This window comes from Methylobacterium gregans (assembly GCF_022179245.1).
Lineage (GTDB): Bacteria > Pseudomonadota > Alphaproteobacteria > Rhizobiales > Beijerinckiaceae > Methylobacterium > Methylobacterium gregans.
This window is the reverse complement of the sequence record NZ_BPQM01000040.1, coordinates 12,758-29,287: the sequence shown is the minus strand read 5'-3', so window position 1 is coordinate 29,287 and position 16,530 is coordinate 12,758. Positions and strand designations below refer to the sequence as shown.

17 protein-coding genes are annotated in these 16,530 nt (G+C 71.5%); 10 read left to right on the top strand and 7 right to left on the bottom strand.

The window, feature by feature from the left end; genetic code table 11:
- Positions 1-117 precede the first annotated feature (117 nt).
- The gene (locus MFF54_RS09380) at positions 118-1,575 is read left to right on the top strand and encodes an alpha/beta hydrolase (protein WP_238302341.1); all 1,458 of its coding nucleotides are present in this window, start codon (positions 118-120) and stop codon (positions 1,573-1,575) included.
- Positions 1,572-3,122 carry a GMC family oxidoreductase gene (locus tag MFF54_RS09375; protein ID WP_238302340.1) on the top strand — a complete coding sequence of 517 codons (1,551 nt, stop codon included), beginning with the start codon at positions 1,572-1,574 and terminating at the stop codon, positions 3,120-3,122. The genes MFF54_RS09380 and MFF54_RS09375 overlap by 4 nt, the downstream gene beginning before the upstream one ends.
- A 9-nt stretch (positions 3,123-3,131) precedes the next feature.
- Here MFF54_RS09375 and MFF54_RS09370 read toward each other — a convergent pair whose 3' ends face one another.
- Both MFF54_RS09370 and MFF54_RS09365 read right to left on the bottom strand, forming a co-directional pair.
- Positions 3,132-3,881 carry a glycerophosphodiester phosphodiesterase family protein gene (locus tag MFF54_RS09370; protein WP_238302339.1) on the bottom strand — a complete coding sequence of 250 codons (750 nt, stop codon included), beginning with the start codon at positions 3,879-3,881 and terminating at the stop codon, positions 3,132-3,134.
- Positions 3,881-4,354 (bottom strand): RidA family protein, encoded by a 474-nt coding sequence (locus MFF54_RS09365; protein ID WP_238302338.1) that lies wholly within the window; start codon positions 4,352-4,354, stop codon positions 3,881-3,883. Before MFF54_RS09365 ends, MFF54_RS09370 begins: the two co-directional genes overlap by 1 nt.
- Positions 4,355-4,625: 271 nt before the next feature.
- Between MFF54_RS09365 and MFF54_RS09360 the strand changes: the two genes are divergently transcribed.
- The 4 genes from MFF54_RS09360 (at position 4,626) to MFF54_RS09345 (ending at position 9,493) form a co-directional block, all read left to right on the top strand.
- Positions 4,626-5,819 carry an aspartate aminotransferase family protein gene (locus tag MFF54_RS09360; protein WP_238302337.1) on the top strand — a complete coding sequence of 398 codons (1,194 nt, stop codon included), beginning with the start codon at positions 4,626-4,628 and terminating at the stop codon, positions 5,817-5,819.
- 121 nt (positions 5,820-5,940) lie between these two features.
- Complete coding sequence (argF, locus tag MFF54_RS09355) at positions 5,941-6,921, top strand: ornithine carbamoyltransferase (protein ID WP_238302336.1); 981 nt, start codon at positions 5,941-5,943, stop codon at positions 6,919-6,921.
- A 187-nt stretch (positions 6,922-7,108) separates the two neighbouring features.
- Positions 7,109-8,128, top strand: a complete 1,020-nt coding sequence (locus MFF54_RS09350; RefSeq protein WP_238302335.1) for an Hsp33 family molecular chaperone — start codon at positions 7,109-7,111, stop codon at positions 8,126-8,128.
- A 144-nt stretch (positions 8,129-8,272) separates the two neighbouring features.
- Positions 8,273-9,493 carry a hypothetical protein gene (locus tag MFF54_RS09345; RefSeq protein ID WP_238302334.1) on the top strand — a complete coding sequence of 407 codons (1,221 nt, stop codon included), beginning with the start codon at positions 8,273-8,275 and terminating at the stop codon, positions 9,491-9,493.
- Between the two features lie 58 nt (positions 9,494-9,551).
- Here the strand turns inward: MFF54_RS09345 and speG are convergent, their stop codons facing one another.
- From speG to apaG, 3 genes are read right to left on the bottom strand one after another with little or no spacing between them, the layout of a single operon-like run.
- A complete protein-coding gene (gene speG, locus MFF54_RS09340) occupies positions 9,552-10,115 on the bottom strand; it encodes a spermidine N1-acetyltransferase (RefSeq protein WP_238302333.1) in 564 nt (187 codons plus the stop codon).
- Positions 10,112-11,278, bottom strand: coding sequence for an acetylornithine deacetylase (argE, locus tag MFF54_RS09335; RefSeq protein WP_238302332.1), 1,167 nt, complete (start codon positions 11,276-11,278; stop codon positions 10,112-10,114). The genes speG and argE overlap by 4 nt, the downstream gene beginning before the upstream one ends.
- 39 nt (positions 11,279-11,317) lie before the next feature.
- Complete coding sequence (apaG, locus tag MFF54_RS09330) at positions 11,318-11,710, bottom strand: Co2+/Mg2+ efflux facilitator ApaG/CorD (RefSeq protein WP_238302331.1); 393 nt, start codon at positions 11,708-11,710, stop codon at positions 11,318-11,320.
- 187 nt (positions 11,711-11,897) lie between these two features.
- Between apaG and MFF54_RS09325 the strand changes: the two genes are divergently transcribed.
- From MFF54_RS09325 to MFF54_RS09315, 3 genes are all read left to right on the top strand, one after another.
- Positions 11,898-12,293, top strand: a complete 396-nt coding sequence (locus MFF54_RS09325) for a GFA family protein (RefSeq protein ID WP_238302330.1) — start codon at positions 11,898-11,900, stop codon at positions 12,291-12,293.
- Positions 12,294-12,565: 272 nt separating this feature from the next.
- Complete coding sequence (locus MFF54_RS09320) at positions 12,566-13,450, top strand: esterase/lipase family protein (RefSeq protein WP_238302329.1); 885 nt, start codon at positions 12,566-12,568, stop codon at positions 13,448-13,450.
- Between the two features lie 252 nt (positions 13,451-13,702).
- On the top strand, positions 13,703-13,975 hold the full coding sequence (locus tag MFF54_RS09315; protein WP_238302328.1) for a hypothetical protein: 273 nt from the start codon (positions 13,703-13,705) through the stop codon (positions 13,973-13,975).
- Between the two features lie 249 nt (positions 13,976-14,224).
- On the opposite strand, the gene MFF54_RS09310 is transcribed toward MFF54_RS09315, so the two are convergent.
- Entirely contained in the window at positions 14,225-14,524 is a 300-nt protein-coding gene (locus tag MFF54_RS09310; RefSeq protein ID WP_238302327.1) for a hypothetical protein, read from the bottom strand.
- A gap of 352 nt (positions 14,525-14,876) precedes the next feature.
- The gene (locus MFF54_RS09305) at positions 14,877-15,320 is read right to left on the bottom strand and encodes a DMT family transporter (protein WP_238302326.1); all 444 of its coding nucleotides are present in this window, start codon (positions 15,318-15,320) and stop codon (positions 14,877-14,879) included.
- Between the two features lie 356 nt (positions 15,321-15,676).
- Between MFF54_RS09305 and MFF54_RS09300 the strand changes: the two genes are divergently transcribed.
- Positions 15,677-16,528, top strand: coding sequence for a cytochrome b/b6 domain-containing protein (locus MFF54_RS09300; protein ID WP_370880231.1), 852 nt, complete (start codon positions 15,677-15,679; stop codon positions 16,526-16,528).
- Positions 16,529-16,530 lie beyond the last annotated feature (2 nt).

The following is a 16,530-nucleotide window of genomic DNA, read 5'->3' as shown; positions in this document are numbered from 1 at the left end:
GTGGATCGCGGCGGGTATGCCGGGATCGTGCCGCGCCGTCATCGGCCGGGTTACGGCGGAGCGCGGCATTTCATCCGCCGCGCTTGATCCAGGTTAGCCGCGCGCAATCTCGGGCCGATGCCCGCCCCCGAAAATTCTCCTGACCTCTTGGTCTGCCTGCACTTCCTGGGCGGCTCCGCCCGGACCTGGGAGCCGGTCGCGCGCCGGCTCGCCGACACGGTGCGCTGTCTCCCTCTCGACCTCCCGGGCTTCGGCGCGGCGACGGACGCGACGGGCTACGACGTCGCGGCGATGGCCGATCACGTCGCCGCGGCGATCCGGTCCATCGGGCCCGCCCGGTTCGCGCTCGCCGGGCACAGCATGGGTGCGAAGGTCGCCCTCGCCCTGGCCCGGCGCGCCGAGGGCGGCGACCCGGACCTCGCGGGCCTGAGCCACCTCGTCCTCGTGGCCGGCTCGCCGCCGAGCCCGGAGCCGATCGCGGAGGAGCGGCGCCGGACGATGCTCGTCTGGATCGATGCGGATCCCGAAACGCGGGCGCGCGAGGCCCGCGCTTTCATCCGCCAGAATGTCGGTGCGCCGCTGGCGCCCGAGGACGAGGCGGCGGCGACCGCCGACGTGCTGCGGGCCGCGCCCGCGGCGTGGCGCGCCTGGCTCGAATCCGGCGCGAACGAGGATTGGGCCGCCCGCGTCGCGGTCCTGCGCACGCCCGCGCTGATCCTGGCAGGGAGCGCGGACGCCGATCTCGGCCCCGCGGGGCAGGCGGCCCTGACGGCGCCGCACCTCGCCCACGCGCGAACCGAGATCCTCGACGGGGCCGGACACCTGCTGCCGCTGGAGCGCCCCGACGCCGTCGCGGCGGCGATCACCCGCCATCTCGCCGCCGGGCCGGCTGCCGACCCCGAGCCGGTGCGGATCCCCGACCCCTACGCCGCGCTGATCGCCTCCGAGCGGGTCAACCCGCGCCTGCGGGACGCGCTCGCGGAGCGGGCCCGGGCGGACGATCCGGCCTACGCGCCGGCCGCGCTTGACCCGGTCGAGCTGGCGCTGCTGCGCGCCGTGGTGGCCCGCGTGCTGCCCGACGCCGGCTTCGACATCGGCGCCCGGCTCGACGCGCGTCTGGCGAGCGGCGCGGGCGACGGCTGGCGCTTCGCCCGCCTCCCGCCGGACGCAACGTCCTACCGCGCCGGCCTGCGCAGCCTCGACGCCGCCGCGCGGGCGGAGGGGGCGCCCTTCCTGGCACGCGACGGCGAAGCCCAGGACGCCCTGCTGCGGGCCGCCCAGGAGGGCCGGCTCGCGGTGCCCGAGTCCCAGGATCCGCGCCTCGACACCGAGCGGATGGTGCTGTGGTTCGAGGACCTGCGCGCCGACGCGGTGCGCGCCTATCTCGCCCACCCGGCGACGCTCGCCCGCCTCGGCTTCTCAGGGATCGGCGCGGGCGGCACCGGCGCGCCCGATGCGGACGGGCTCGCCCGCTTCCTGCCAGGCTTCGCGCGGACCGGACGAAACGATCCCGAACCCTGGGAGCCGGAACCCGCACGTTTTGACCGGCGCATATCCGCGGAGACGGCGCGATGAACCTTGACGGGATGCGGCATTACGCGGGAACAGAGCCCGTCGATGCGGTGGTGATCGGCACGGGGGCGGGCGGCGCGCCCGTGCTTGCGCGGCTGGCCGAGGCCGGCCTGAAGGTCGTGGCGCTGGAGGCGGGGCCGAACTTCGAGCCGGGCCGCTTCGCCTTCGACGAGACGCTGGCCGACGAGATCTACTGGACGGAGGAGCGCCTCAGCGGCGGCACCACGCCGGAGGCCTTCGGGGCCAACAACAGCGGCACCGGCGTCGGCGGCTCGACCCTGCACTGGGGCGCCTTCGTGCCGCGGCCCGATGCCCGCGACCTCGCGCTCCGCACGGAGACCGGCGAGGGCTGCGACTGGCCGGTCAGCCTCGAGGACCTCATCCCCTTCTACGAGCGGGTCGAGCGCTTCGTCGGCGTCTCGGGCGCCGATCCCTACCCGTGGGATCCGGGCCGGCGCTACCCGCTCCCGCCCGTGCCGCGCAACGGCCCGGCCGAGATCATGGCGCTCGCCTGCGGGCAGCGCGGGATCCGCGCCACCGACGCGCCCGCCGCTGTCGTCTCGCGCGCCTTCCCGCAGGCGGGCGGCCCGGAGCGGGAGGCCTGCATCAATTGCGGCTACTGCCACCAGGGCTGCCGCAACGGCTCCAAGACCAGCATGGACGTGACCTACCTGCCTTTCGCGCTTCGCCGCGGCGCCGAGATTCGGCCGGACAGCGTCGCGCACGGGCTGGAGCGGGACGCGGCCGGCCGCATCACGGGCGTGGTCTACCGGCGGGGCGGCGTCGATCATCGCCAGAGCTGCGGGGCGGTCTTCCTCTGCGCGGGCGCCGTCGAGACGCCGCGGCTGCTCCTCAACCTCGGCCTCGCCAATTCGAGCGATCAGGTCGGCCGCAACTACATGGGCCACGTCGCGACCCAGGTTTGGGGCCGCTTCCCCGATCCGATCCGCATGAACCGGGGTTACCCGTCCTCGCTGATCACCGAGGACATGGTCCGGCCGCGGGACGCGGATTTCGCGGGCGGCTACCTCGTGCAGAGCCTCGGCGTGCAGCCGCTGACGCTCGCCAACGCGGTAGCCCGCACCCGCGGCCTCTGGGGTCCGGCGCTCCACGCCTGTCTCGACGACTACAACCACCTCGCGGGCATCGGCATCAACGGCGAGACGCTGCCCTGCGACGAGAATCGGCTGACGCTCTCCGACGAGACCGACGCCCTGGGCCTCGCCAAGGCGCAGATCAGCTTCGGCTACGGCGAGAACGAGCGCCGCCTCAACGCCCACGCGACCGCGCTGATGCGGGACCTCTGGGAGGCGGCCGGCGCGCACGACGTCTGGGTGCTGGAGCGGGTCGCCCATACGATCGGCACCTGCCGGATGGGCCGGAGCGGCGACGCGGCCGTGGTCGATCCCTACGGGCGGAGCTTCGACATCCCGAATCTCTGGATCAGCGACGGCTCGACCTTCCCGAGCTCGCTCGCGGCCAACCCCGCGCTCACCATCATGGCGCTGGCGCTGCGGAGCGCGGAGGCGTTCCTGAAGGACGCGCGCTGAGCCGACCCCTCAGGGCAGGAAGCCCTCGAACACCATCTGGTCGGCGTGGGCCTCGGCCCGTGCCCGCTGCTCGGGCGTCCGCACCGTCCAGGCCATCACCGGCAGGTGGCCGAGGAGGCGCCCGAGATGCGTCGCGGCGCAGGGCAGGTCGTCGACGCGCCAGGACAGGAAGTCGGGCCGGGTCTCGCCGATGTGCAGGAGGTTCGCCAGCGCGCGCCGCTCGCTCTCGGGCAGGGCGGCGTAGGCGGGGTCGTCCTGCGTCGACTCGGCCACGATCCCGCGCGGGATCCGCTCCGGCACGAGGCCGCCGAGCGCCGCCACCACGCGCGGGTCGAAGGACTTGAGCGCGAGCGGGCCGGCGTAGCCGGACACGGTCTGGGCGACGCGCCGCGCGAGCGCGAGGTCGCCGTCGAAGCGGGACTTGATCTCGACGACCAGCGGCACGGCGCCCCCGATCGCCGCGAGGAAGGCGGGCAGGGGGGTGATCGTCTCGGCCGTTCCCGCGACCGTGAGGCGCGCGAGCTCGGCGGCCGACAGGCTGTCTACCGGCTCGCTCCGCTCCGTCAGGCGCCCGAGGGCGAAGTCGTGGAACACCACCGCCTCGCCGTCGGCGGTGAGCTGCACGTCGCACTCGATCGCGAAGCCCCGCGCGACCGCGGCGCGGGCCGCCGCCAGCGTGTTCTCGAGGATCCCCGCCGCCCGGTCGTGCAGGCCGCGGTGGGCGATCGGCCGCGCCGTCAGCCAGGCGGGGGCCCGCATCAGCGCACCGCGAACATCGCCTCGACCTCGACCGCGGCGTCGAGGGGCAGTTCGGCGACGCCGACGGTCGAGCGGGCGTGGCGGCCGCGGTCGCCGAGGAGTTCCACCATCAGGTCGGAGGCGCCGTTCATGATCGGCGCCAGCCCCGCGAAGGTGGGCACCGCGTTGATGAAGCCGCCGAGCCGCACGCACCGCTCGACCGCGTGGTCGAGGTCGCCCACCGCCGCTTCGAGCTGGGCCAGGACGTTGAGCGCGCAGAGCCGGGCCGCCGCGATGCCCGCCGCGTCCGAGACGGTGTCGCCGAGCTTGCCCGTGTGCTCGGGCGCGAGCTTGCCGTCCGGGCCGAAGCAGATCTGGCCGGAGATCACCACGAGGTTGCCCGTGCGCACGAAGGGCACGTAGTTCGCCACGGGCGCGGCCGCCTTCGGCAGGGTGAGGCCGAGCGCCTGCAGGCGTTCCTTGATCGAGCTCATGCTGATTCCCTTCGCGACGATCCGTCCGGCGGGGTCTGAGCACAGGGGCGGCGGGCCGCGCAAGGGGGCGGCGGGAACCCGCGCGGGGCCCCGGGAATCCATCCCGCATGGCCGGCCAGCCCGTCAAATCATTGACAGAGGACCGCTGTTTCATAGTAATCGCGCGCGTGCCGCCCCGGTGACGAGGCGGCACTTTCATTTCTGGGCGGGTACTCGAGGCCGTGGCGGCCTGGGGGCCCGCGCCGCGCGCCGGACACAGGAGCTGGGACCCATGACGTCCGTCCTTCTGCCGAACTATGTGCGGGCCCCGATCGCGTTCGAGCGCGGCGAGGGCGCGTGGCTGGTTGCGCGCGGCGGCGAGCGATATCTTGATTTCGGCGCGGGCGTCGCCGTGAACGCGCTCGGCCACGCCCACCCGCACCTCGTCGCCGCGCTCACCGAGCAGGCGCAGAAGGTCTGGCACGTCTCGAACCTCTACGAGATCCCGGAGGGCGAGCGGCTGGGCCAGCGGCTGGTCGACGCGACGTTCGCCGACATCGCCTTCTTCTGCAACTCGGGCGCCGAGGCGAACGAGGCGGCCATCAAGATGGCGCGCAAGTACCACGCGGAGGGCGGCCATCCGGAGCGGTTCCGGATCGTCACCTTCGAGGGTGCCTTCCACGGCCGCACGCTCGCGACCATAGCGGCGGGGGGCCAGCAGAAGTACATCGAGGGCTTCGGCCCGAAGGTGGACGGCTTCGACCAGGTGCCGGCCGGCGACATGGCGGCGCTGGAAGCCGCCATCACGCCCGAGACCGCCGCGCTGATGATCGAGCCGATCCAGGGCGAGGGCGGCGTGCGCGTGGTGCCCCACGCGGAGCTGCGGCACCTGCGCGCGCTCTGCGACCGGCACGGCCTCCTGTTGATCATGGACGAGGTCCAGACCGGGGTGGGCCGCACCGGCAAGCTCTTCGCGCACGAGTGGTCGGGCGTGACCCCCGACATCATGAGCGCGGCCAAGGGCATCGGCGGCGGCTTCCCGCTCGGCGTCTGCCTCGCCACCAAGGAGGCCGCGCGCGGCATGGTGCCGGGCTCGCACGGCACCACCTTCGGCGGCAACCCGCTCGCCATGGCGGTGGGCAACGCCGTGCTCGACGTGGTGCTGGCCCCGGGCTTTCTGGAGCAGGTCAACCGTACGGCGCTCAGCCTGAAGCAGAAGCTCGCCGCCCTGATGGACCGCCACCCGGGCGTCGTCCGGGAGATCCGCGGCGAGGGACTGATGCTCGGCCTCAAGCTCGCCGTGCCGAACACCGACTTCGCGGCCGCCGCCCGCGCCGAGCACCTCCTGGTGATCCCGGCCGGCGACAATGTGGTCCGACTCCTGCCTCCGCTGATCGTCACGGAGGACGACGTGGCGCGGGCGGTCGCGTGCCTGGAGGCCGCCGCCTCGAACTTCGACGGTGCGCTGCGCGGCGCGGCCGAGTGACGACATCCCGCCGGGCGGATTGTGGTCCGCCCGGTGCAAGCGCGACCGCGCGTCGGCGCCGATGCGCCGGATCGCACGGGGTCAGGACCCCGTGCGCTGATGATGAGAAACGACGTGTGAGATGATTGCCCAGACGAACGGCCGGAAGGCCGCCCCCTCGGTTCCCGCTGACGGTGCCGGCCCGCGCCACTTCCTCGACCTGAAGGACCTGTCGGCGGAGACGTTGCGCGCCGTGCTCGACGCCAGCGCCGCCATGAAGGCGCGTCGCCGCCGGGGCGAGCCCCCCGCCGAGCGCCCGCTCGCCGGCAAGTATCTCGGCATGGTGTTCGACCGGCCCTCGACCCGCACCCGCGTCTCCTTCGACGTCGCCATGCGCGAGCTCGGCGGCGAGACCCTGATGCTGACGGGCAGCGAGATGCAGCTCGGCCGCGGCGAGACCATCGGCGACACCGCGCAGGTGCTTTCCCGCTTCGTCGACGCAATCATGATCCGCATCCTCGACCACGGGCTGATGCTGGAGCTCGCCGAGAACGCCACCGTGCCGGTGATCAACGCGCTCACCAAGGTCTCGCATCCGTGCCAGATCATGGCCGACCTCCTGACCTTCGAGGAGCATCGCGGGCCGATCCAGGGCCGCACCGTGGCGTGGTCGGGCGACGGCAACAACGTGCTGGCGAGCTGGGTCCACGCCGCCGCGCGCTTCGACTTCACCCTCAACGTCGCCGCCCCGCCGGAGCTCGCCCCACCCGCCTCCGTGATGGCCTGGGCCAAGGCCGAGGGCGCGCGGGTCAACCTCACCACCGATGCCTTCGCGGCGGTGGACGGAGCCGACGCCGTGGTGACCGATTGCTGGGTCTCGATGGGCGACGACGACGGCGAGCACCGCCACAACCTGCTCTCGCCCTATCAGGTCAACGCCAAGCTGATGGCGGCAGCGGCCAAGGACGCGATCTTCATGCACTGCCTGCCCGCCCACCGCGGCGAGGAGGTGACGGCCGAGATCATGGACGGCCCGCAATCGGTGGTGTTCGACGAGGCCGAGAACCGCCTGCACGCCCAGAAGGGCGTGCTGGCCTGGTGCCTCCGGGCGAACGGGCTCTGAAGCTCATCAACCCTCCCCCTCTACGGGGGAGGCGAGCGCCGCTCTCGCGAAAATCCCGACGTGGCCCCATATGGGGTACAGCGGGCCTCGCGCCCGTTCCCGATCCCCCGGCCCCGCGACGCGCTGACCCCTAAGCCCCCTTCCGGCGGGCGGCCGCGCGCCGGGCCGACGAAGCCGCGGAGCAGGCATGACCTCCGGAACAGAGCCCACCCACGACATCCACCAGAACGGCCACGCGGGCGGCGACGATGCCGTGCTGCCCTTCTCGGTCGAGGCCCTCGACGTGCGCGGGCGCGCGGTGCGGCTCGGCCCCTCCGTCGACACCATCCTGCGCCGCCACGGTTACCCGGACCCGGTCGCGCGGCTCATCGGCGAGGCGGCGGCGCTGACCGTGCTGCTCGGCTCCTCGCTGAAATTCGAGGGCCGTTTCCAGCTCCAGACCAAGACCGACGGTCCGGTCGCGATGATCGTGGTGGATTTCGAGGCGCCGGATCGGCTCCGCGCCACCGCCCGCTTCGACGCGGAGCGGGTGGCCGCGCTCGGCAGCGGCCCGCTCAGGACGGCCGACCTCGTCGGCACCGGCCACCTCGCGATGACGATCGATCAGGGCTCGGCGGCCAGCCGCTACCAGGGCGTCGTCGCGTTGGAGGGCCAGAGCTTCGAGGAGGCGGCGCACCAGTATTTCCGCCAGTCCGAGCAGATCCCGACCCAGGTCCGGCTCGCGGTGGCCGAGGCCTTCGAGGACGGCGCCGGCCGCTGGCGCGCGGGCGGCCTGCTCGTGCAGTTTCTGCCCCAGTCCGTCGATCGCGCGCGGCTCGCCGACCTGCCGCCGGGCGACATCCCGGAGGGCCACGCGCATCTCGGGGAGGGCGCGCCCGAGGACGACGCCTGGGTCGAGGCCCGCTCGCTCACCGGCACGGTCGAGGACCACGAGCTCGTCGACCCGAACCTGTCCAGCGAGCGCCTGCTCTATCGCCTGTTCCACGAGCGCGGCGTGCGGGTGTTCGAGGCGCAGGCGGTGCGCGAGACCTGCCGCTGCTCGCGCGAGCGGGTCATGGGCATGATCCGCTCCTTCACGCCGGAGGACCGGCGCGACATGGTGGCCGATGACGGCCGCATCGTGATCACCTGCGAGTTCTGCTCGCGCCGCTACGCCCTGGACCCGGCCGAGGTCGAGCGCGAGATCGAGGCGCGCCCAACCCAGTAACAGGCCGCGAATGGCCAAGCTTTCGCGAAGCTCAGGCTGGGCCGTCCATCAGTTTGTAGGCCGGCACGACACGCTCACTTTTCGTGTGAACCCTTTCGGGATCTGCGACGTTTCGAGGCGTCTTAGAATTCCGGAGGAAACACGATGAACAAGATCGCGGTGGGCCTCGCGGCCCTTCTGTTCAGCACTTCGGTCTACGCGCAGAACGCGGCCGGCACTGCCGGCGGCGAGGCGGGCGCCGGGCGGGGCGGCGCGGCGGGATCGAGCATGCGGGCCGGCGGTGGCGCCGAGGCGCGGGGCGGCGCGGAGCGCGGCGGCATGGAGCGTGGTTCCGGCGCGATGGGGCAGGGCGCCGAGGCGCGGAGCGGCGAGGCACGCGGCGGCGAAGCCGGCCGTGGGGGTGCAGATCGCGGCGCAACGGCCGAGCGCGGCGAGGGCCGGGACGGTGCACGCGCCGAGGGCCGTGGCACCCGCGACGGCGACAGGGCCGAGCGGGGTGAGCTGCGGGGTGAGCGGGGCGCGCGCGACGAGCGCCGCAGCGAGCGCAGCGATATCCGCGGCCGGACTGACGTGAGCACCCGCACCGATATCCGCAGCCGCACGAACGTGGTCGACGGCGGCTACCGCCGTGAGGGCCGCTACGTCTTCATCGGCGGCCGCCGGGTGGTCTACGGCTCGCCCGAGTACCGCCGTCTGATCGTGACCGAGCACCGCAGCGGCCCGCGCGCGCGCTACGTCGTGATCCGCGGCCAGCGCGTCCTCTACGGCTCGCCCGAGTACCGTCGCCTCGTCAGCGTCAAGAGCGGCACGCGTGAGCGCTACGTGGTGATCCGCGGTCAGCGGGTCCTCTACGGCTCGCCGGAGTACCGTCGTCTCGTCAGCGTGCGCGAGACCGGTCCGCGCGAGCGCTACGTCACGGTGCGCGGCCAGCGCGTCGTCTACGGCTCGCCCGAGTACCGCCGCCTGACGGTCAGCACCAGCGAGCGCCGCGGCGGGACCATCAATGCCGGCTTCAGCGAGCGCAGCCGCACGGATGTGCGGGCGGGCCGCGAGGAGCGCAGCGAGCGGGGCTTCGGCCGCGACGCCGAGCGCCGCGAGGGCCGGGATCGCGCCGGGACGGAGGCGCGCGAGCAGAACGGTGCCCGCAACGCCGGCATGCGCGAGCAGGGCGGCCGCGATGGCGGCATGCGCAACGTCTCCGACCGGAGCGAGCGCGGCGGCATGGGTGAGCGCGGCATGGGCGAGAACCGCGGCGGGGCCGAGCGCGGCGGCATGAATGCCGGCGGCCGTCAGGGCGGCATGCAGGGCGGTGCTGCCGCCGGCCGCGAGGGCGGTGCCGGCGGCAGCATGGGCGGCCGCAACTGAGCCGAAAACGTTCGGAGACGACGGGGAGGTGCCGGCAACGGTGCCTCCCCTCGCGTTTTCAGGTCTTCAGCACCGGCTCGGCGATGTCGCCGCTGCCGCGGCTGGCGAGGTATTCCGGCTGGAACAGGCACATCCGCACGGCGTCGCGGTAGCGGCCGTTCATGAAGAACTCGTCCTTCAGCACGCCCTCGGGACGGAAGCCGCAGCGCTCGTAGATCTGCGCGGCCCGCCGGTTGTCCTTGTCCACGTGCAGGTAGAGCTTGTGGATGTTGAGCACGCTGAAGGCGTAGTCGATCGCAACGCGCGTGGCCTGCCAGGCGTAGCCGCGTCCCTGGAAGCCCGGATGCACGGCGATCTGGAACTCGCAGCGCCGGTGCAGGTGGTTGATCTCGACGAGCTCCACCATGCCGGCCCGCTCGTCGCGGTCGTTGGCGATGATGAAGCGCCGCTCGCTCTGGTTGTGGATGTTGCGCTCATAGAGCTGCGCCAGCTCGGCGAAGGACTCGTAGGCCTCCTCGAACCAGTAGCGCATGATGCTGTCGTTGTTGTTGAGCTGGTGCACGAAGAGCAGATCCTCGCGCTCCAGGGGACGCAGCTTCACCCGGTCCGGCGGCGGCTTCATCGGCAGCACTCCGTGATCAGGCGGCGCATGAAGGCTTCGCCCTCGGCGAGCGCTGCCAGCGTGATGAACTCGTCCGGCTGGTGGGCCTGGTCGATCGAACCGGGACCGCACACGACGGTCGGGATCCCGGCCGCCTGAAAGCGCCCGGCCTCGGTGGCGTAGGGCACCGAGACGGTGCGGTTGCGCTTGGCCAGCCGCAGGACCAGCCGCTCGGCTTCGGAGCCGGGTTCCGGTGCGAGGCCCGGCACCGCCACCTCCTCCAGGGTCTCGATGCGCCCGTAATCGCCGTAGCGGTTGAGCCGCTCGGCGGTGACGCGCTCGACCGCCGCACCGAACAGGGCGGGAATCTCGGTCGGATCGAGGTCGGGCAGGCCGCGATACTCCCAGTTGAAGCTGCAGACCTTCGGCAGGATGTTGCGCGCCGTGCCGCCCTGGATCGTGCCGACATGGACCGTCGAGAAGGGCGGATCGAACCGGCCCGAAGCGTCGCCCCGGGCGATCATCGCGTCGGCGATGCCGTTGAGCGCCGCGACCAGATCGCCCGCCGCCATCACGGCGTTGGCGCCGAGCATGGGCTTCGAGGAATGGGCCTCGTGGCCGTGCACCGTGGTCAGGCAGGTCACCACGCTCTTGTGCGCGTCGGCGACCTCGAGGTTCGTCGGCTCGCCGACGATCACGGCGCCGGGCCGCGGCAGGTCGCGGCCGAAGCGCGCGATCGTGTCGACGACGCCGAGACAGGTGGTCTCCTCGTCGTAGGAGAGCAGGATGTGGATCGGCCGCGTCAGATCGGCCGCCAGCATATCGGGCACGGCCGCCAGCGCCAGCGCGCAGAAACCCTTCATGTCGACGGCGCCGCGGCCGTAGGCCCGCCCGTCCACGACCCGCAGGGTGAAGGGATCGGCGCTCCAGCTCTGGCCGGCCACCGGCACCACGTCGGTGTGGCCGGAGAGCACGACGCCGCCGTCGACCGCCGGGCCCAGGGTCGCGAAGAGGGCGGCCTTGTCGCCGGCCGCGTTCGGCACGCGCACGAACCGGACGCCCCAGCCGTCGAGGTAGTCCGAGACCCACGCGACCAGCGCGAGATTCGACTGGGTGCTCTCGGTATCGAAGGCGACGAGGCGGGCGAGCAGCTCCAGCGTCTCGAGCCGGTCACCGGTCCGCATGGGGCATCCTTCCTCCGGGCTTCGAGCCCGCGGTCGGGCTCAGTGCAGGCTGCGGCGCACGTGCGGGCTGTCGAGGGAGAAGGCGGGGATCTCAGCCTCGAAGCTCTCGCCGGCCACCGTCGCCATGGTGTAGGTCCCGGCCATCAGGCCGTCGGGCGTCGTGAGCGGGCAGCCGCTCGTGTAGCTGAAGGACTCGCCAGGCTCCAGCACCGGCTGTTTGCCGACGACGCCGGTGCCGCGCACCTCCTGGCAGGCCCCGCGCCCGTCGATGATGCGCCAGTGCCGGGCGCGCAGCTGCACCTGTTCGGCGCCGTTGTTCACGATCTCGACCGTGTAGGCGAAGAAGTAGCGGCTCTCGCCGGGAGAGGATTCCTCCTCGACGAAACGGGGCATGACCGTCACGCTGATCCCGCGCGTCTCTGCCTTGTACATCGTGCTGAAACGCCTCTTGCCGAGGAACTCCCCCGAGGATCCCATCGGGCATCGGCGCCGATTCGGCGCGGCTTCTCCGCCCGGGGAGCCACGTGGTAGTGGTCGCCGGAATCGGCGTCAATCGCGGCGAAGTACGTCGAGGAGCAGGGCGCCGCGGGACCCCGCGAGCAGCACGGAGCGCGCCGAAATGCTGACAGGACGCTGCCATTGCGGCGCGATCGCCTACGCCATGCCGGCGGAGGTCGCCCACAACGCGCTGTGCCACTGCACCGACTGCCGCCGCCACGCGGGCGCACCGATGGTGGGCTGGGCGATGGTGCCGGCCGCGGCGGTGCAGATCACCGGCACACCCGTGACCTATCGCTCGTCCGAGCACGGGCGCCGCCTCTTCTGCGGCGCCTGCGGCACCGGGCTCTTCTACGTGAACGAGCGGATGCTGCCGGGCATGATCGACATGCAGACCGGCACCCTCGACGATCCCGACGCCCTGCCGCCGACCATCCAGATCCAGACGGCCGAGCGCCTCGCCTGGATGGAGGAGGCCCACGCCCTGCCGGCCTTCGCACGCTTCCCGGAAGGCTGAACCCGAGAGCCGACGCCACAGTCCGGCGTCGCCGGACCGCCACGATGATACGAAGCGCGAGACCCTGTGCTGGGCCCCGCGACGGCGGAGAATGCCGGCCCGTTGCGATCGTGCCGTGGTCTGCGGGCCCTTCGCGACCCGGTCGCGAAGGCTTCAGTGCCGCAGTCCTCGCCGATCCGGCATCCAAATTCAGGTGACGGCGTTACCGGATCTGTCGAAATGCGGCGGCAGACGCGGGCCCGACCGCCGAAGCGGAGAGTCGCTCAATCCCGATGAAGCAGGACGGCGTCATCATCGGCATCCATGGCTTGGCCAACAAGCCGCCCGTCGAAGAGAAGACGCGGTGGTGGAAGGCCGCGATCACCGAGGGACTGTCCCAGCACGGGGGATGTACGAACCCCGTCTTCTCCTTCGCGTTCGTATACTGGGCCGACCTCCGCTACGAGACGCCCCTTTCGGATGACATGAACCGGGAGCCGTATCGCCCGCAGGAAGCGGGGTCGTCGCGCGCGGAACGACCGTCCGCCCCCACCGCCAAGGACCTGCTGGCGCCGCTCTACGCGGGCATCGACCGCGTCGAGGAGGCGACGGGCCTCACCCTCGTGGACGACCTGATCCTGGAATACCGATTCGACGACCTCTGGCACTATCACGGCGAGCGACATTTCGCCCGGCAGGTCCGTGCCCGGCTCGCCGAGCGCCTTCGGGCATTCCGCAACCACCGCATCCTGCTCGTCGCCCACTCGATGGGCTCGGTCATCGCGTACGACGTGCTCCGGTCGCTCGAGCGCGAGGATCCGACACTCCGAGTCGATCATTTCGTCACGGCGGGCTCGCCTCTGGGACTTGCCAAGGTGAAGCTCAAGTTCGAGGCCGAGCACGGTCCCCTGCGCGTCCCGAACAACGTGTCCGCTTGGACGAACCTCGCGGACGGGGACGACGTCGTCTCCATCATGGGAGCGCTGGAGACGGATTACGGCCCCAGCGATACCGGCATCCGTATCACCGACCGACGCGTCGTGAACGATTTTCGGCGCCTCGATGGCGAGCCGAACCCTCACAAGTCCTACGGCTATCTGCGAACCTCGGATTTCGCGTCCATCGCCAGGACCTTCGCCGCCCCGAGCGGGACGGACGACACGGCACCGCGCGCCTAGATGTGTGGTCTCGGGAGGCGGGTTTCGTTGCGCCCCGATCGTCACCCGTACTGGTTGTATCGCTCCTGCCAGCGGATACGCTCGGAACGTTCGGTCCGGTGACGCGGATCGGCCCTGGACACTCAGCCCGCTCGGCCTGCCGAGCGGGTTTTTTCCGCCTGCGACATCCGCGGTCGTACACGCTGGGTCGGGCTCGCCCACATATGCGCAGGTGTCGGCGCGAGCCGGACAGAGACCGATTCGGAGCGCGTCATGAAGTGGATCCTGCCTGTCTGCGCGCTCGCGCTGGGCGCAACCGATCCGGCCGTCGCCCGGAGCCTGCCGCATCGCCCCGCGCCGGAAGCGGTCGGCGCCCGTGTGCAGGCGAACGACACCGGTGCCCCAGCGAGCCTGATCATCCCCCGCGGCAGCACCGGTGCCGACACGATCTTCCTGAACTCCGCCGCGGGCGGCAATGCCGGTCAGCCGGAACGCGCGATCCCGTTGGGCAGTGGCGGCGGCGGCGATAGCGGGGGCAGCCCGTAAGCGGCGCCGGGACCCGCTCCGGCGCGGCCCGGCGAATTGTCTCGACCGATCGCGGAACCTTGGCCGTTCGATTCGCTTGGTGCTTGTGAGGACGGGCAGCACACCCCCGCTGCCAGGTTCAGAACTCAGCCCGCACCGGGAAACCGGAGCGGGCTTTTTCGTGGGCGGCGTCATGGGCGGCAAACTCCGCTCGCAGGCGCGCACGCCTCGCCCCGATGAAGCGAACAGGCCGAAACATATGGGCCGCCGCTATCCGATGCGGCGCTCAGGCGGGAGCAGAAGTACGTCCTGCGGGCGCATGAAGCCGGCGCGGTCGGCGATCTCCGTCAGGCTCAACAGGGTCCCGAGCGGGCGCAGCACACTCCGTCGTTCAAGCTCGATCGCCAGGAACCGGTCATCGGCGGGCAATGCGGCGAGAACGCGCTCGTAGAAATCGACCCCCTTGCGCTCGTAGTAGCTCGGCGCGACCTCCATCAGGATGGCCGGCCGGTTCCTGAGGATCGTCTCGCGGGCGCCGGCCAGAACCTCGTCCTCCAGAGCATCGGTCAACCGACGCGCCCGGTCATTGGGAAGAGCAAGCGGCGTGCACGCCCATCCGATTCGCAGCGACTCTCACCGTATTCCGCTCAACAAAATTCAGCCAATCACGCACCCAAGCCTGACATCATGGGCCTCATTCGAGCTTAGGTTGTTATATATTCGATGATTTCATAAATGGAAAATGTATCGCAACGATATTGATTGTGGCAAGCTTCAAAAGCGATCCGCGCATTCAAGCATCAATCAATGCGAGGGCGGCATCATGCGACCGAGCGGCCCTGCGCTCTGCTGAACGCAATCTCCAAAAGGTCTCGTCCACGTCGAGCCGAGGGCGGCTCGGACGGGTCGGGAGAACGGCCGGTCAGGAGCGAGCGATCAGGGCCACACCGGCGATCATCAGCAGGCCGCCGAGGATGCGCGGGAGGGTCGCCGTGTGCTGCTCGAACCCGACCCAGCCGAAATGATCGAGGACGATGGAGGTGACGACGCCGGCAGTGACGAGCAGGCCGGTGAACGCGGCAGCGCCGATCTGCCGCGCGACCAGAAGCTGGGTGACGACGATGCCGCCACCCAGGACACCTCCGCACCAGGCCCACCACGGGATGCGGGCCGCCTCCGCGACGGTCGGCAGCGCCAGGCGGCCCGAGAGCAGGCCGATGACCAGAACGGTCAGGAAGGTCCCGAGGCCAACGACCAGGCCGGCCGTGAGGGGATAGGAGAAGCCCTTGGCCAACGCGCCGTTCTGCCCGGGCTGGATCGCGTTGGCGATGCCGGCGAGCAGGACGACGCCGTAGAGGTACCACATGCCATTATCCGATCCGTGCCAGCGTCGGGAGGAGAACGCGCGAGCGGACCGTTTGCCCCTGCCGAAGAGCCATCGGCGGGACGACGCGTTCGGAAGCCGCATCAGCCGCAGGGCGGCCAGCCTCCTCTCCGAGCACCCGCCCCGGATGCCGGGGGAACCTGTCCTGGCGCGCACCGGCGGTCCGGACCACTGTCGACATGGCGGGCAGCGTCGCCGACCGCTGGCCTCCGCCGCCTCGAATCCCTGCCCGCGTGCGCAACTCAAGTTTTCGAGATCGCGGCAACCGATAGCGCACCGACGCACTTTGCCATCGACCGCCATCCGATCCCGGTCGCCCGGTCAGGAGACATCCCCTGCTGCAGCCCCCTGCCACGCGGACCGAAGCGACACGGATCGAAGCGACGCGGCGTCTCTGGCACTATCGACATCCGCTCGTGATCCGCCTCGCGCACTGGATCAACGCGGTCGCGCTCCTCGTTCTCCTGATGAGCGGCCTTCAGATCTTCAACGCGCATCCGGCCCTGTACTGGGGGGACCGCTCGACGTTCGATGCGCCGGCTCTCTCCATCACCGCCGAGGCGGGCGCGGACGGTGCGAGCCGCGGCATCGTGCAGGTCGGCCCGCTGCGCCTCGACGCCACCGGCGTGCTCGGCCTCTCGAAGACCGCGGGGGTCGAGACGGAGCGGGCCTTCCCCAGCTGGGCGACGCTCCCGGCGAACCAGGATCTCGCGACCGGCCGGCGCTGGCACTACCTGTTCGCCTGGGCCTTCGTGCTGAACGGCCTCGTCTATCTCCTCTACGGGATCGGGACCGGGCAATTGCGCCGCCGGCTCATTCCCGACGGCGACCAGATCCGCGACATCGGCGGTTCGGTGCGCGAGCACATGCGGCTGCGCTTCCCGGAGGGGGAGGAGGCCAAGCGCTACAACGTCCTGCAGAAGCTGACCTATCTCGTGGTCGTGCTGCTGCTCCTTCCGGTGATGGTGCTCGCGGGGCTCGCCATGTCGCCCGGCATGGACGCGGCCTGGCCGTGGCTGACGACGCTGTTCGGCGGGCGCCAGTCCGCCCGCAGCGTGCACTTCATCGCGGCGAACCTCCTGGTGCTGTTCGTGATCGTGCACGTGCTGCTCGTCCTGGTCTCGGGCTTCTGGAACAACATGCGCGGCATGGTCACCGGCTGGTTCAGCCTCGGCACGGTGAGGCCGTGACG

Excerpts from the sequence above, each read along its gene's own strand:
- MFF54_RS09320 (WP_238302329.1), top strand. The coding sequence starts at position 12,566 with ATGAAGCAGGACGGCGTCATCATCGGCATCCATGGCTTGGCCAACAAG.
- MFF54_RS09360 (WP_238302337.1), top strand. The coding sequence starts at position 4,626 with ATGACGTCCGTCCTTCTGCCGAACTATGTGCGGGCCCCGATCGCGTTC.
- apaG (WP_238302331.1), bottom strand. The coding sequence starts at position 11,710 with ATGTACAAGGCAGAGACGCGCGGGATCAGCGTGACGGTCATGCCCCGT.
- speG (WP_238302333.1), bottom strand. The coding sequence starts at position 10,115 with ATGAAGCCGCCGCCGGACCGGGTGAAGCTGCGTCCCCTGGAGCGCGAG.
- MFF54_RS09325 (WP_238302330.1), top strand. The coding sequence starts at position 11,898 with ATGCTGACAGGACGCTGCCATTGCGGCGCGATCGCCTACGCCATGCCG.
- argF (WP_238302336.1), top strand. The coding sequence starts at position 5,941 with ATGATTGCCCAGACGAACGGCCGGAAGGCCGCCCCCTCGGTTCCCGCT.
- argE (WP_238302332.1), bottom strand. The coding sequence starts at position 11,278 with ATGCGGACCGGTGACCGGCTCGAGACGCTGGAGCTGCTCGCCCGCCTC.
- MFF54_RS09370 (WP_238302339.1), bottom strand. The coding sequence starts at position 3,881 with ATGCGGGCCCCCGCCTGGCTGACGGCGCGGCCGATCGCCCACCGCGGC.
- MFF54_RS09345 (WP_238302334.1), top strand. The coding sequence starts at position 8,273 with ATGAACAAGATCGCGGTGGGCCTCGCGGCCCTTCTGTTCAGCACTTCG.
- MFF54_RS09375 (WP_238302340.1), top strand. The coding sequence starts at position 1,572 with ATGAACCTTGACGGGATGCGGCATTACGCGGGAACAGAGCCCGTCGAT.
- MFF54_RS09350 (WP_238302335.1), top strand. The coding sequence starts at position 7,109 with ATGACCTCCGGAACAGAGCCCACCCACGACATCCACCAGAACGGCCAC.
- MFF54_RS09305 (WP_238302326.1), bottom strand. The coding sequence starts at position 15,320 with ATGTGGTACCTCTACGGCGTCGTCCTGCTCGCCGGCATCGCCAACGCG.
- MFF54_RS09380 (WP_238302341.1), top strand. The coding sequence starts at position 118 with ATGCCCGCCCCCGAAAATTCTCCTGACCTCTTGGTCTGCCTGCACTTC.
- MFF54_RS09365 (WP_238302338.1), bottom strand. The coding sequence starts at position 4,354 with ATGAGCTCGATCAAGGAACGCCTGCAGGCGCTCGGCCTCACCCTGCCG.
- MFF54_RS09315 (WP_238302328.1), top strand. The coding sequence starts at position 13,703 with ATGAAGTGGATCCTGCCTGTCTGCGCGCTCGCGCTGGGCGCAACCGAT.